Source organism: Stenotrophomonas sp. PvP093 (genome assembly GCF_017876915.1).
GTDB lineage: Bacteria > Pseudomonadota > Gammaproteobacteria > Xanthomonadales > Xanthomonadaceae > Stenotrophomonas > Stenotrophomonas muris.
The window spans coordinates 4,284,839-4,298,200 of sequence record NZ_JAGIOX010000004.1; the positions used below are offsets into that span (position 1 = coordinate 4,284,839).

13 protein-coding genes are annotated in these 13,362 nt (G+C 68.3%); 9 read left to right on the forward strand and 4 right to left on the reverse strand.

The window, feature by feature from the left end:
* Positions 1 to 5 precede the first annotated feature (5 nt).
* Complete coding sequence (locus J3A72_RS22610) at positions 6 to 803, forward strand: siderophore-interacting protein (protein WP_075076854.1); 798 nt, start codon at positions 6 to 8, stop codon at positions 801 to 803.
* 161 nt (positions 804 to 964) lie between these two features.
* Here J3A72_RS22610 and J3A72_RS22615 read toward each other — a convergent pair whose 3' ends face one another.
* Positions 965 to 1,798, reverse strand: coding sequence for a hypothetical protein (locus tag J3A72_RS22615; RefSeq protein WP_075076855.1), 834 nt, complete (start codon positions 1,796 to 1,798; stop codon positions 965 to 967).
* Positions 1,799 to 2,006: 208 nt separating this feature from the next.
* Here J3A72_RS22615 and J3A72_RS22620 point away from each other — a divergent pair, with 208 nt between their 5' ends.
* The gene (locus J3A72_RS22620; protein ID WP_075076856.1) at positions 2,007 to 2,408 is read left to right on the forward strand and encodes a hypothetical protein; all 402 of its coding nucleotides are present in this window, start codon (positions 2,007 to 2,009) and stop codon (positions 2,406 to 2,408) included.
* Positions 2,409 to 2,565: 157 nt separating this feature from the next.
* Here the strand turns inward: J3A72_RS22620 and J3A72_RS22625 are convergent, their stop codons facing one another.
* Both J3A72_RS22625 and J3A72_RS22630 read right to left on the reverse strand, forming a co-directional pair.
* A complete protein-coding gene (locus J3A72_RS22625; protein WP_005415047.1) occupies positions 2,566 to 3,273 on the reverse strand; it encodes a YceI family protein in 708 nt (235 codons plus the stop codon).
* A gap of 86 nt (positions 3,274 to 3,359) precedes the next feature.
* Complete coding sequence (locus J3A72_RS22630) at positions 3,360 to 3,950, reverse strand: malonic semialdehyde reductase (RefSeq protein ID WP_075076857.1); 591 nt, start codon at positions 3,948 to 3,950, stop codon at positions 3,360 to 3,362.
* 126 nt (positions 3,951 to 4,076) lie between these two features.
* Here J3A72_RS22630 and J3A72_RS22635 point away from each other — a divergent pair, with 126 nt between their 5' ends.
* The 6 genes from J3A72_RS22635 (at position 4,077) to J3A72_RS22660 (ending at position 7,998) form a co-directional block, all read left to right on the forward strand.
* Positions 4,077 to 5,036 carry a mitochondrial fission ELM1 family protein gene (locus J3A72_RS22635; protein WP_075076858.1) on the forward strand — a complete coding sequence of 320 codons (960 nt, stop codon included), beginning with the start codon at positions 4,077 to 4,079 and terminating at the stop codon, positions 5,034 to 5,036.
* Between the two features lie 128 nt (positions 5,037 to 5,164).
* Positions 5,165 to 5,392, forward strand: a complete 228-nt coding sequence (locus J3A72_RS22640) for a hypothetical protein (RefSeq protein WP_014645731.1) — start codon at positions 5,165 to 5,167, stop codon at positions 5,390 to 5,392.
* 48 nt (positions 5,393 to 5,440) lie between these two features.
* The gene (locus J3A72_RS22645; protein ID WP_075076859.1) at positions 5,441 to 6,292 is read left to right on the forward strand and encodes a DUF2145 domain-containing protein; all 852 of its coding nucleotides are present in this window, start codon (positions 5,441 to 5,443) and stop codon (positions 6,290 to 6,292) included.
* A 19-nt stretch (positions 6,293 to 6,311) separates the two neighbouring features.
* Positions 6,312 to 6,815, forward strand: coding sequence for a hypothetical protein (locus J3A72_RS22650; protein WP_014645729.1), 504 nt, complete (start codon positions 6,312 to 6,314; stop codon positions 6,813 to 6,815).
* Between the two features lie 31 nt (positions 6,816 to 6,846).
* Entirely contained in the window at positions 6,847 to 7,362 is a 516-nt protein-coding gene (locus tag J3A72_RS22655; protein WP_014645728.1) for a hypothetical protein, read from the forward strand.
* 75 nt (positions 7,363 to 7,437) lie between these two features.
* Positions 7,438 to 7,998, forward strand: coding sequence for a queuosine precursor transporter (locus J3A72_RS22660; RefSeq protein WP_014645727.1), 561 nt, complete (start codon positions 7,438 to 7,440; stop codon positions 7,996 to 7,998).
* Between the two features lie 648 nt (positions 7,999 to 8,646).
* On the opposite strand, the gene glnE is transcribed toward J3A72_RS22660, so the two are convergent.
* Positions 8,647 to 11,442: a bifunctional [glutamate--ammonia ligase]-adenylyl-L-tyrosine phosphorylase/[glutamate--ammonia-ligase] adenylyltransferase gene (glnE, locus tag J3A72_RS22665; RefSeq protein ID WP_075076860.1), complete on the reverse strand. Its 2,796-nt coding sequence runs from the start codon at positions 11,440 to 11,442 to the stop codon at positions 8,647 to 8,649.
* A gap of 386 nt (positions 11,443 to 11,828) precedes the next feature.
* On the opposite strand from glnE, the gene J3A72_RS22670 reads away from it, so the two are divergent.
* Positions 11,829 to 13,343, forward strand: a complete 1,515-nt coding sequence (locus J3A72_RS22670) for an acetyl-CoA hydrolase/transferase family protein (protein WP_075076861.1) — start codon at positions 11,829 to 11,831, stop codon at positions 13,341 to 13,343.
* Positions 13,344 to 13,362 lie beyond the last annotated feature (19 nt).

Consider the following 13,362-nt stretch of genomic DNA (forward strand, 5'->3'; position numbering starts at 1 on the left):
TCCCCATGACCGAACACAACAACACGCGCCTGCGCCTGGATGTGCGCTTCCGTGAACTGACCGTGCTGCGCACCGAAGACGTCACCCCGCACATGCGCCGCGTGGTGCTGGGCGGCGACGAGCTGGCCGGCTTCGATTCGCCCGGCGCCGACGACCACATCAAGCTGTTCTTCCCCAATGCCAGCGGCGAGATGGTGCTGCCGGTGCTGACCGCCGAAGGCCGCAGCTACCCGGACGGCAAGGAGCCCTCGCCGGCCCGCGACTACACCCCGCGCTGGTGGGACCACCAAACCGGCGAGCTGGCCATCGACTTCGTGCTGCACGACCAGGGCGTCGCCGGGCCGTGGGCCGAACGCGCACAGCCGGGCGACACGCTGGTGATCGGCGGCCCGCGCGGCTCGTTCGTGGTGGCCGACACCTACGACGCCTACGTGCTGATCGGCGATGAAACCGCGCTGCCGGCCATCGCCCGCTGGCTGGACGTGCTGCCGGACGCTGCCGAGGTGCAGGCCTTCATCGAAGTGCGCGACGAGGCCGAACGCCAGGACCTGCCGCAGTACGAGAACGTGCGCATCCACTGGCTGGAGCGCAACGGCTTCCCGGCGGCCAGCAGCACGCTGCTGGAAGACATGCTGACCGACTTCGAGGCCCCGGACGGCGATGTCTTCTATTGGATCGCCACCGAATCGCGCCGCGCGCGGATGATGCGCAAGTTCATCGAAGGCCACCTGGGCGTGCCGCGCGACTGGATCCGCTCGACCGGCTACTGGAAGGCTCACCCGGACGAAACCGACGGCGATTGACCGGCTCGGGGTCAGATCCCTTTTCCTGTGGAAAAGGCATCTGACCCCATGCACCAGAACCTGCCTGGTGGGTGCGGACCGTTGGTCCGCACGCCCTTGACTGTGTAGAGCCGAGCCCACGCTCGGCTGCTCTCCGCTCGGCCACCGATGGACCCATCGCGCTACGCGCGATGAGCCGAGCATGGGCTCGGCTCTACAGGAGGGGCCGCGACCGGCGGCTTGGCCACCTGCCGCGTCCACCCGAACCGCTGCGCGGCCCAGATCTCCAGCGCTACCAGCAGCGCGATGACCAGCAGCGGCAACAGCAGCCCGAAGTACACGCCGGGCATCATGCCGTTGATCTGTGCCTTCACCAGCCGCAGCACGCCACGGGTGTGCAGCAGCTCATCCACATGCATGGTCAGCGCCTCGCGCACCACCTTGGGTTCCAGCCCGACCGTGCCGGCCTTGTCCACCAGCGTGTCTTCCACCATGCCGCGCAGCAGGCCTTCGCGCACTTTGCCGATCACCCAGCCGGTGCCGCGTGCCAACGGGCCATTGCCAAGACGGTCCAGGCCGGGCAACGGATGTTCGCTGAGGTAGGCAGAGGCAATGGTGTCGGCCACATCGCCCACCGTGCCCTGGCTGCGCAATGCCTCGCGCATGCGCGGGTCGTCCAGCGAGTCGGTGAAGCCTTCGCTCCAGCCTTCCACCAGGGTCTGCAGGTGCGGCTGGAAATGATCGAGCTGCTTGAACAGCGCGCGGTGCGCACCGGCGGTGAAGCCCAGCTGCAGGCCGAAGAAGGCCGTGGCCAGCGGCAGCAGCACCACGTAGCTGGCCAGCAGCCAGTGATGCCAGCGCTTGCGCCGCTGCAACCAACCCCGGCTGTGCAGCCAGCGCCAGCCGAGGATGCCCAGCACCAGGCCAAGCAGCGTACCGAGCACACTGCCGCCCAGCAGATCGAGCACGCTCAGGCCCGACCAGAATTCGTTCAACCAGTACTGCGCGTCCTGCATGGGTCTTCCTTCCGTGGGTGATACAACAGCCATTGTAGAGCCGAGCCCACGCTCGGCTGCTCTCCGCTCCGCCATCGGAAAACCCTCGCGCTGCGCGCGATGAGCCGAGCGTGGGCTCGGCTCTACACGGATTCCGACACCCGGTTCAACGCATCAGCCGCCAGGCAATGCGACAATCGCGCTCCTTTCCTGCAGCAACGAGGCCCACATGGCCAAACTGACCCTGGCCAGCGTGGATGCGCTGCGTACCCGCTTTGCCGATGACGCCGCCTGCGATGCGGCGCTGGCCGCGTTCGCCGACACCGCCGTACTGCGCGCGCCGCTGCGCGAGCTGGTGGCGGCACAGCACCGCTACCTGCAGGCCGAATTCGAAGTGGCCCAGGTGGCCGACGTGCTGCGCCGCGACCAGAAGTACGCGCCGGTGGGCCGGCCGTCGGTGCACATCGTGCAGCTGCGCAAGCAACAGGCCGCGACCAAGCAGGCGGCGCTGATCGCGCGCCAGGTGGTGGCGCAGGCCGCGCAGACGTTCGTGCGGGTGAGCGGGCTGGCGGTGAAGGCCAAGCAGAGCCCGAGCGAAGCATGTGGGGCGTGGCTGGGCGCGTTGCGCTGAGGGCGCGTACCCGGTAGTGGCCAACCTTGGTTGGCCTGCGGAGTGCCCATGTGCCAACCAAGGTTGGCATCTACCAACGCGCGTTCCCCCGCACCCAAAAAGAAGGCCCGCTTTTCAGCGGGCCTTCTGCCTTCTCACGACGAGTGAGCGGGGTGCATCAAGCGGCCGGCTTTTCGCCGGTGGCTTCGGTGGTGATGCGGATCTTCACTTCATCGCTGACATTCGGAGCATACGCGCCGACGCCGAAATCGCTGCGCTTCAGGGTGGTGGTGGCATCGAAGCCGGCGGCCGGAACCTTAGCCATCGGGTGCTCGCCGCCGCCGTTGACGGTGACGTCCAGGGTGACCGGCTTGGTGATGCCCTTGATGGTCAGGTCACCGGTAACGGTCAGCTTGTTGGTGCCGGCCGCTTCCACCTTGGTGCTCTTGAAGGTGGCATCGGCGAACTTGGCGGCGTCGAAGAAGTCGGCGCTCTTCAGGTGCTCGTCGAACTTGGCGGTGAAGCTGTTCAGGCCACTCAGCGGCAGCTTCACTTCCACGGTGGACTTGGTCACGTCTTCGGCGTTGTACACCAGCGTGCCTTCGACGTTGCCGAAGTGCGCGCTCGGGTTGGAGAAGCCGAAGTGGCTCCACTGCGCCAGCACGTCGGTGTGGCTCGGGTCCAGCTTGTAGGTGCCCGAGGCGATCTTGATCGCTTCGGCAGCCGGCGCAGCAGCGGCGGCATCGGCGGCCGGGGTGGCGGCCTGCTCGGTGGTGGCCGGGGCGGCGGCATCGGCCGCCGGGGCAGCGGTGTCGGCCGGCTTGGAGCAGGCGGCGATGGCCAGGGTCAGGGCCAGCGGCAGCAGCAGTTTACGGGTGGCGCTCATCTGAGGAACTCTCCGGATCGTAGGGTGGGTACACGGTGCAGCAAGAGCCCGCCGCACGACGGCGGGCCCGAAACCGATACAGCGACTTACGCGATGCGCGCCGCTTCGTCGAACGACAGGCGCGGCAGGCGCGGGAACAGGCCCGCCGGATCACCGTAACCCAGGTTGACCAGGAAATTCGACTTGATGGAGGTGCCGGCGAAGAAGGCTTCGTCGACCTTGCCCGGGTCGAAGCCGGACATCGGGCCGGCATCCAGGCCCAGCGCGCGCGCGGCCAGGATCAGGTAGGCGCCCTGCAGGCTGCCGTTGCGGATGGCGGCTTCGTGGCGGCCTTCCTGCGGGCCGTCGAACCAGGCCTTGGCATCGGTATGCGGGAACAGGTACGGCAGCTTCTCGTGGAAGTCCAGGTCGAAACCGATGATGACGGTGACCGGCGCGGCCATGGTCTTGGCCAGGTTGCCTTCGGACAGCGCCGGGGCCAGCTTGTCCTTGGCTTCCTTCGAGGTGACGAAGACGAAGCGGGCCGGCGTGGTGTTGGCCGCGGTGGGACCCCACTTCACCAGGTCGTACAGTTCCTTCAGCAGGCTCTCGGGGACCGGCTTGTCGAGGAAGGCGTTCTGGGTGCGGGCCGTACGGAACAGCTGGTCGAGGGCGGCGGCGTCGAGCGCGTGGGACATCGGTGGATCTCCAGGGCGGCGAAAGGAAGTCAGTGCCCGCGGGCGGCGCGGGGCGAATCGACGAGCCGCAGTGTAGAGTGTCGCGACTGTTGCAACACCCAGCAGGACTGAAACGAATTAATGCCAATGGTGAAACGATCGAGCGCGCCCTGGACGGTCACTGACGGCCGTGCGGGCAATGTCCGCCAGGCGGTCGCGCTGGCCTCGGCACTGCGCCAGGGCACCCACCGACCGCTGCTGCTGCAACCGCGCGCGCCCTGGCGCTGGCTGTCGCCGCGGCGCCTGCCCGGCGATGTGAACGGCTACGGCGAGGCCTTCGCGACGCTGGCTGCCGACGCCCCGGCGCTGGCGATCGGCTGTGGCCGCCAGGCCGCTGGCGCCCTGCGCGTGCTGCGCGCACGCGGCACCCAGGTGGTGCAGATCCTCGACCCGCGCATTGGCGAGCGCCACTGGGACGTGGTGGTGGTGCCCGAACACGACGCCCTGCGCGGCAGCAACGTGCTGACCCTGCTCGGCAGCCTCAACCCGGTGGACGATGACTGGCTGGCCTGGGGCCGCGCTGCGTTCGCCGGCTTCAGCACCCTGCCCGGCCCGCGCACCGCACTGCTGGTCGGTGGGCCGACGCCACTGGCGCCGTGGGATGAGACGGCGATGGTCGGTGTATTCCAGGCGCTGGCCGACCAGATCCGCAGCGAAGGCGGCAGCCTGCTGGCGACCACCTCGCGACGCACGCCGCCGGCCTTGGCCGAGATCCTGCGCGCGAAGTTCGCCGACCTGCCGCACGTGATCTGGGGCGATGGTGGCGACGGCACCAATCCCTATGGCGGCCTGCTCGGCTGGGCCAACCGCGTGGTGGTCTCGCCCGATTCGGTGAACCTGCTCTCGGAGGCGTGCGCCACGCGCATGCCGGTGATGGTGGCGCTGGCCGACACAGCGCAGGGCCGCCTGGCGCGCTTCCAGCAGCAGCTGCGCGAACGCGGGCGGTTGCAGGCGCACTGGCTGGACTGGCAGTACGACCGCATCGAGCCGCTGCGCGAAACCGCGCGGGTGGCGGCGGAAGTGAAACAGCGCCTGGCACTGGGGTAGTGCCGGCCGCTGGCCGGCAATCCTGGGCGCCTGGCATCGCGGTAATGCCGGGTGCGCAGCGTTTTCTGAACATTTCGATCCGGCACCACGGTTACAGTCCAAGGCCCCCCGTTGGACTGAACTTCTTCATGCGTACCCTGCTCCTGCTGCCCCTGGCCCTGCTCGCCGCGTGTTCCACCGCGCCCACCGAGCTGGATCCGATCTCGTATCAATGCCAGCAGCAGCTGGACGCGTACCGCGAACAACCGGCGCTGCGCGATCCGAAGGGCCAGCGCCCGCCACTGCCGGTGGCTCCCATCAGTGACGCCTGCGACAAGGAGCTCAAGCGCAAGGGCGTGGATCGCCCGCTGCGCTGAGCAGCGTATGATCGGCGCGCGGGCCTGCCCGCCGTTGAAGGTACCGACATGGATCGTTTTTCCCGCCTGCCCCGCGCCGCGCTGCTGATCGCCAGCCTGCTGGCGACCGCACCGTCCTGGGCCAACAGTACCGAATGCCGCGAGCGCTCCCCCAGCGTGGCGTCGCAGGCGGCGATGCTGGACGTGGCCTGGACCACCGCCGAACGCCTGGACGCGCTGCCCGATGTGGACGTGGTGGTCGCCGCGCGCGGTGGCCAGGACCTGAGCCGCTATGGATTGCGCCACAGCCACCTGGCCTTCCTGCTGCGCGAGGACGACGGCCGCTGGCGCGCGATGCACCTGCTCAACCGCTGCAAGACCGACAGCTCGCAGCTGTACCACGAGGGCCTCGGCAACTTCGTCGGCGAGAGCGGCGGCCATACCGACCTGCGCATCGGCGTGCCGTCGGCCCCCTTGCGTGCCGCACTGCGCGCGATGCTGGTGCCGCCCTCGATCCAGCCCAAGGCGCTGCACGAAACCAAGTACAACGTGGTCGCCTACCCGTTCGCCACCGACTACCAGAACTCCAACCAGTGGGTGCTGGAAGTGCTGGCGGCGGCGATGGCGCAGGCCGAAGGCGCGCCGGCCATCGTCAAGCGCGAACAGGCACAGCAGTGGCTGCGCCAGCAGAAGTACCAGCCCAACGTGCTGCATATCGGCCTGGGCAAGCGCGTGGGTGCGCGCCTGTTCGTGGCCAACGCCACCACCACCGACCATCCGGCCGGCGAACGCATCTCCGGCAACTATTCGGTGGTGACGGTGGAATCGGTGTTCGACTTCCTGCACCAGCGCAGCCAGCTGCAGCAGGAACTGGTGATCCCCCATGTGCCGGTGGCCGGTGCCACCGCCGCCTCGCCCTGAATCCCGCAAGGAGAACGACATGCGTCTGCTGCACAACTCCCTGGTATCGATGCTGATCGTCACCGCGCTGGCCTGGTCATCGGCCGCCCATGCCGAACGCCGCATCGTGATCATCCATGACCCGGGCCCGCAGGGACCGAGCCTGGAAATGTCCACGCAGATGGTGGCCTCGGCCCGCGCCGCCGCGGCGAAGGAAGCCCAGGATGCCGCCGATGCCGGCCAGCCGCTGGCCCGCCCGCAGCAGATCAAGCTGCCGCAGATGGAGGTGAGCGCGATTGCCACTACCGTCGACGGCCGCCGCGAAGTGCTGCTGCGCGATGCCAACGATCCGCAGAACACCGCGTCGATGCAGTACCCGCGCGGCGTTGGCGACCCGGCCGTGCAGTTCACCGTGGGCCAGACCGTGAACTTCGAGCCGACGGGCAATGACCAGGGCTGGCAGTTGAAGGACAACCAGGGCCGTGCGCTGGAATACCTGCCCGAGGCTACCGGCCCGCGCGACATCTTCGATACCCGGCGCTGAGCCGCCGCCCCACGCTGACCAGGAGGTCTCCATGTTCCGTTGCCTGCGCGTTCCCACCACTGCATTGCTGCTCTCAGCGCTGCTGGTGCCCACCGTCCATGCCGGCGCCGCGCCGCAGTTGAACAGCAGCGAGGCCAGCGTGATCGTGACCTCGTTCGTGGTGCTGTCGCTGCCGATGGCGGCCTCGATGGGCCTGTCCGAACTGTCCAAGGCGCCGTTCAAGGCCAGCGAACGCAATGCCAGGGCGACCCGCACCAAGGCGGTGCCGCTGCCGCCAATGGAAGTGAAGAAGGTGGAGACCACGCCCACGGGCGAACGCCAGGTGCAGTTGCAGGTACCGGACAAGGCCGACCACACCGCCACCCTGCGCTGGCCGGTGCAGCCGCCGGGCGAGAACCCGACTGCAGCCTTCGTGGTCGGGCAACGGGTGCATTTCGACCCCACCGAGGCCGGTGCCGGCTGGAACGTGAAGAGCGCGCAGGGCCAGACCCTGGCCTATGTGCCGACGGCCTATGCCGCCGGTGATGTGATGAGTGAAGCGCTGTAAAGCTGAACGACCGGTTTTGGCTTTGCCGCAGGCCGGGCGGATAATGGGCGATCCCCTTTGTCCCCCTGGCTCGCCATGTCCGTGCGTCCTGCCCCTCTGTTTGCCCCGCTGACCCCGCGCGCCCTGGTGCTGGCGGTACTGGCCATGGGTGCAGTGGTGCTGCTGTCCAACGTGCTGGTGCAGTACCCGATCAACGACTGGCTGACCTGGGGCGCCTTCAGCTATCCGGTCGCGTTCCTGGTCAGCAACCTGATCAACCGCCGCTTCGGCCCGGGCCCGGCGCGCCGCGTGGCGTGGATCGGCTTCGCGGTGGCGGTGCTGCTGTCGATCTGGGTGGCCACCCCGCGCATCGCCATTGCCTCGTGCTCGGCGTTCATCGTGGCCCAGCTGCTGGACATCACCGTGTTCGACCGCCTGCGGCGCGGCAGCTGGTGGCGCGCACCGATGGTGGCCACCACCTGCAGCGCGACGGTGGACACCACCCTTTTCTGGTCGATCGCGTTTGCCGGTTCTACCTTGCCGTGGGTGAGCTGGGCCGCCGGCGACCTGGCAGTGAAGCTGGCGATCGGTGTCTGCCTGCTGGCCCCGTTCCGCGCGTTGTTGTGGAAGATGGCGCCGTTGCGCGCCACCAGCTGACCGCCATTGATCCGGTGGGTGCCGACCGTTGGTCGACACGCCCTGCAGAACTCATCGCTGCCGACAGATTGTGCCGACCAACGGTCGGCACCTACCAGGAGCGGGCCACCGAAGGGCCATTGATCCGGTAGTCGCAAACCTTGGTTGGCGCTTTGCATTCATGCCAACCAAGGTTGGCATCTACCAACGGCGTGCCATCGAAGGGCCATTGATCCGGTGGGTGCCGACCGGTGGTCGGCACGCCCTGCAGAACTCATCGCTGCCGACAGATTGTGCCGATCAACGGTCGGCACCTACCAGGAGCGGGCCATCGCAGGGCCGATCTGGTAGTCGCCAACCTTGGTTGGCGCTTGGCATTCATGCCAACCAAGGTTGGCATCTACCAACGGCAGTCCCTCGCAGGGCCATTGAGCCGGTAGTCGCAAACCTTGGTTGGCGCTTTGCATTCATGCCAACCAAGGTTGGCATCTACCAACGGCGTGCCATCGAAGAGCCATTGAGCCGGTGGGTGCCGACCGTTGGTCGGCACCTACAACAGCGGGCCATCGCAGGGCCATTGATCCGGTAGTCGCCAACCTTGGTTGGCGCTTGGCATTCATGCCAACCAAGGTTGGCATCTACCAACTGCAGTCCTCCGCCATCCGGCACTCAGGCGAACGGCAGCTCTGCCGCTCTGCACGCCGCCGTAATCGCTGCACACGCCTCTTCAATCGCCGGCGTGGTCGGGGCCAGCCGCGGGCGGCGGTCCAGCGTGCAGGCCAGGCCCACGTCCAACAGCGTGGCGTGCGCGCCATGCAGCGCCTGCGCGGTGGCATCGGGCAGGAAGCCCGCAACCGCCAACGCATCGATCAACGATGGCGTATCGCGCGGCTGCAGCAACGCCACGTGCCGCGCGCTGCGCGCCAGCACGCCGGTCTGCAGCAGGAATTCCAGGTCCACCACGCCGCCCGCACCCTGCTTCAGGTCCAGCCGTGCGGCGTCGCTGCGGTCCAGTTCGGTGCGCATGCGCCCACGCATCTTCAGCACGTCGGCATACAGCACATCCATGTCGCGCTCACGCCCCAGCGTCTGTGCACGCACCTGCTCGAAATCGGCCAGCAGGCTGGCATCGCCGGCCACGCCACGCGCGCGCACCAGCGCCTGGTGTTCCCAGGTCCACGCACGTTCGCGCTGGTACTCGGTGTAGCTGGCCAGCGAAGACACCAGCGACCCCTTGCCGCCATCCGGGCGCAGGCGCACGTCGATGTCGTACAGGCGGCCGGCGGCGGTGACCGCACCGAGCAGCGCCATCACCTTCTGCGCCAGCCGCGCATACCAGCGCCCCGGCTCCAGCGGACGCGCGCCGTCGCTGGCCTCCACGCCGGCCGGGTTGTCGTGCAGGAATACCAGGTCCAGGTCGGAACCGAAGCCCAGTTCAAGCCCGCCGAGGCTGCCGTAGCCGATGATCGCGAAACGTCCACCGGGAATCGCGCCGTGCGCGGCGCGCATGTCCGCCTCGGCCATCGCCAGCACGGTGATCACCACCGCCTGCGCCAGTTCGGCCAGTTGCCGCGTGCTGTCCACCGCGCCCTGGCGGCCGTCCAGCGTGGCCATCGCCATGCGGAAACTGAGCGCCAGCCGCGTCTCGTTGAGCCAGCGCAGTGCCGATTCGGGATCTTCCACCGCCAGCACCTGCTGGCACTCGGCCAGCATGCCGGCCGCATCGGGCATCGGTCCGGACACGCGCACGTCCAGCAGTTCATCCAGCAGCAGCGGATACGCGACCAGCCGCTCGGCCAGCAGCGCGCTGCGCGCCAGCACATCGACCAGACGCGCCAGCGCGCTCGGTTGTTCGTCCAGCAGCGCGAGATAGCTGGTCCGGCGCAGCACCGCCTGCAGCAGGCCGAGCACGCGCTTGAGCGCGGCATCGGGCTGCGGCGAACGCGTGGCCGCATGCAGCAACGCGGGCAGTACGCGATCCAGCCGCGCACGCGCCGCATCGGACAATGACTTCACGCCGGTGCCCTGGGCGAAATCGCACAGCGACTGGTCTGCGCCATTGGCATCGATGAAACCGGCTTCGGCCAGCAACGGCGCGTTGCTGCCCTCGGGCAGGCTGCGCCAGTAGTTGGCCAGCGCGTCGGGCGCGGCCTGGCCCTTGCGCGGGGCCAGCAGCGCGGCGAATTCGGTGCTGACCCGCTGCTGCTGTTCGGCCAGTGCCGCGCGCAGTACCTCCCAATCCGGGTAGCCGAGGCCGATGGCGATGCGCGCGCGGTCCAGCGCGTCGCTGGGCAGCACGTGGGTCTGCGCGTCGCGCAGCATCTGCAGGCGGTTCTCCAACCGGCGCAGGAACAGGTAGGCCTCGCGCAGCGCAGCGCCATCGTCGGGCGCAATCTGTCCGGCGGACACCAGCGCGTCCAGTGCCACCAGCAGGCGGCGCTCGCGCAGCGCGGGCTCGCGGCCACCGCGGATCAGCTGCAGCGCCTGGCACAGGAACTCGATTTCGCGGATGCCACCGGCGCCGCGCTTGATGTCTTCGTGCAGCTCGCGGCGCGCGACTTCGGCGGTGATCGCCGCCTTCATCTCACGCAGGCCGTCGAGCGCGGTGAAATCCAGGTAGCGGCGGTATACGAATGGGCGCAGGGTCTGCAACCACGCTTCGCCGGCGTCGATATCGCCGGCCACCGCGCGCGCCTTCAGCCACGCATAGCGCTCCCAGTCGCGGCCTTCGCGCTGGAAGTACTGATCCATCGCCGCGAACGACAGCGCGACGCGACCGGCGCTGCCGAACGGGCGCAGGCGCAGGTCGACGCGGTGGCTGAAGCCATCGACCGTGGTTTCGTCCAGCAGCTTGGCCAGGCGCTGGCCGAGGCGGGCGAAATATTCCTCGGCGGCCAGCGCGCGCGGACCGTCGGATTCGCCGCCCTGCGGGTACGCATAGACCAGGTCGATATCGGAACTGAAGTTGAGCTCGCCACCGCCGAGCTTGCCCAGGCCGAATACCACCAGCTGTTGGGGGACGCCTGCGCCATCACGGACCACGCCGTGCCGCTGTGCGAATTCCTGCTGCAGGGCGTCCAGCGCCAGCCGCAGGCAATCCTCGGCCAGGGTGGTGGCGCCAGCCAGGGTCTGCGCCACGTCATCCAGCCCGGCCAGGTCACGCCAGATCAGCCGCGTGGACATCGCGGTGCGCCAGCGCCGCAGCTGTGCCGGCCAGTCGCTGGGTTGCAGCGGATCGAGCACCGGCGCCGGGATCGGCGGGCAGCCGGGCGCGGCCAGCTGCGCCAGCAGCGCCGGTTGCCGCACCAGGGTGTCCAGCGCGAAGTCGCTGGCCACCGCCAGCCGGGTCAGCAGCGGCAGCAGCTCGGCCGGAACGGGCTCGGGCAGGACCTGGGCCAGGCGCGCCAGGGCGCGGTCGACAAGGGGCTGCAGGGTGGCGGGCAGGTCAGCGGTGGCGAGGGTCATGCGCTGATTCTCGCGGGGTCGGATCCCTTTGCCAACGGCGAAGGGCTCTGACCCCGAGGTGCCGCCGGTTGATGCCGCTGCTGGGGTCAGAGCCTTTTGCCCTTGGCAAAAGGATCCGACCCCGAAGGGGTGCCGCGCATTCATTCTGGGCGGCAGGCAATAAAAAAGCCCGCTTGCAGCGAACTGCCAGCGGGCTCTGCTCCCTCCCCCACGTCGGGATGCAGGGCCATCGTGCGGGCTGCGAAAGCACTTTGCACGCTGCACTGCAAAACAAAACCGGTGGGTATGGGTGACCCCGGTGGGGAAAAGCCATTCCACGAAGGTAGAACCCCCCGTACGGATGAGGATGGCCGATAATCGGGTTTCCCCCCAGAAACACTGTCGTCATGTCTGTTGATCGCATCGCCAACGCGCGTCTTCGTGACCGCGTGGTCTCCGCCGAGGCCGCAGCCGCGCTGATCCAGCCCGGTGAAACCGTGGCCATGAGCGGCTTCACCGGCTCCGGGTATCCCAAGGCCGTTCCCGTCGAACTGGCCCGCCGCATCGAAGCGGTGCACGCCCAGGGCCAGCCCTTCCAGATCAAGCTGATGACCGGTGCCTCCACCGCGCCGGAACTCGATGGCGCGCTGGCCAAGGCCGATGGCATCGCCATGCGCATGCCGTTCCAGAGCGATCCGGATGCGCGCAACCGCATCAACGAGGGCAAGCTGGATTACATCGATATCCACCTCAGCCACGTCGCCCAGCACGTGTGGTTCGGCTTCTACGGCGAGATCGATACCGCCGTGATCGAAGTCTCGGCCATCCGCGAAGATGGCTCGCTGGTGCCCTCCACCTCGGTCGGCAACAACAAGACCTGGCTGGACCTGGCCAAGAAGGTGATCGTCGAGGTCAACGAATGGCAGCCGGCCGGCGTCGACGGCATGCACGACATCTACTACGGCACCGCGCTGCCACCGCACCGCAAGCCGATTCCGCTGGTGAACGCCAACGACCGCATCGGCGACACCGCGCTGCGCTGCGACCCGGACAAGATCGTGGCCGTGGTGCGCACCAACGGCCCGGACCGCAACAGCCCGTTCAGTCCGATCGATGCGGCCAGCGAACAGATCGCCTCGCACCTGATCGAGTTCCTCAAGCACGAGGTGAAGAAGGGCCGCCTGCCGCCGAACCTGCTGCCGCTGCAGTCGGGCGTGGGCAACATCCCCAACGCCGTGCTGGCCGGCCTGGCCAGGAGCGGTTTCCGCGACCTGGCCGCGTTCACCGAAGTGATCCAGGACGGCATGCTCGACCTGCTGCGCGATGGCGTGCTGAGCTACGCCTCGTGTACCGGCTTCGCGCTGAGCCCGCAGGCCAACGAGACGTTCAAGGAGAACATCGATTTCTACCGCGAGCGCATCATCATGCGCACGCAGGAGATCTCCAACCATCCGGAACTGGTGCGCCGCCTGGGCTGCATCGGCATGAACGGCATGATCGAGGTGGACATCTACGGCAACGTCAACTCGACGCACGTGATGGGCACGCGGATCATGAACGGCATTGGCGGTTCGGGTGACTTCGCCCGCAACGGTTTCCTGTCGGCGTTCCTGAGCCCGTCCACTGCCAAGAACGGCACCATCTCGGCGATCGTGCCGATGGCCAGCCATGTCGACCACACCGAGCACGACGTGTCGGTGATCGTCACCGAACAGGGCCTGGCCGACCTGCGTGGCCTGACCCCGCGCAAGCGCGCGCAGGTGCTGATCGACAACTGCGCGCACCCGGATTTCCGCCCGCAGCTGCAGGATTACTTCGACCGTGCCAGCCGCGAAAGCTACGGCAAGCACACCCCGCACCTGTTGCCCGAAGCACTGTCGTGGCACCAGCGCTGGCTGGATACGGGCACGATGAAGGGCTGACCCCGGGTCCGGACATCGG

Excerpts from the sequence above, each read along its gene's own strand:
- J3A72_RS22610 (WP_075076854.1), top strand. The coding sequence starts at position 6 with ATGACCGAACACAACAACACGCGCCTGCGCCTGGATGTGCGCTTCCGT.
- J3A72_RS22615 (WP_075076855.1), bottom strand. The coding sequence starts at position 1,798 with ATGCAGGACGCGCAGTACTGGTTGAACGAATTCTGGTCGGGCCTGAGC.
- J3A72_RS22620 (WP_075076856.1), top strand. The coding sequence starts at position 2,007 with ATGGCCAAACTGACCCTGGCCAGCGTGGATGCGCTGCGTACCCGCTTT.
- J3A72_RS22625 (WP_005415047.1), bottom strand. The coding sequence starts at position 3,273 with ATGAGCGCCACCCGTAAACTGCTGCTGCCGCTGGCCCTGACCCTGGCC.
- J3A72_RS22630 (WP_075076857.1), bottom strand. The coding sequence starts at position 3,950 with ATGTCCCACGCGCTCGACGCCGCCGCCCTCGACCAGCTGTTCCGTACG.
- J3A72_RS22635 (WP_075076858.1), top strand. The coding sequence starts at position 4,077 with ATGGTGAAACGATCGAGCGCGCCCTGGACGGTCACTGACGGCCGTGCG.
- J3A72_RS22640 (WP_014645731.1), top strand. The coding sequence starts at position 5,165 with ATGCGTACCCTGCTCCTGCTGCCCCTGGCCCTGCTCGCCGCGTGTTCC.
- J3A72_RS22645 (WP_075076859.1), top strand. The coding sequence starts at position 5,441 with ATGGATCGTTTTTCCCGCCTGCCCCGCGCCGCGCTGCTGATCGCCAGC.
- J3A72_RS22650 (WP_014645729.1), top strand. The coding sequence starts at position 6,312 with ATGCGTCTGCTGCACAACTCCCTGGTATCGATGCTGATCGTCACCGCG.
- J3A72_RS22655 (WP_014645728.1), top strand. The coding sequence starts at position 6,847 with ATGTTCCGTTGCCTGCGCGTTCCCACCACTGCATTGCTGCTCTCAGCG.
- J3A72_RS22660 (WP_014645727.1), top strand. The coding sequence starts at position 7,438 with ATGTCCGTGCGTCCTGCCCCTCTGTTTGCCCCGCTGACCCCGCGCGCC.
- glnE (WP_075076860.1), bottom strand. The coding sequence starts at position 11,442 with ATGACCCTCGCCACCGCTGACCTGCCCGCCACCCTGCAGCCCCTTGTC.
- J3A72_RS22670 (WP_075076861.1), top strand. The coding sequence starts at position 11,829 with ATGTCTGTTGATCGCATCGCCAACGCGCGTCTTCGTGACCGCGTGGTC.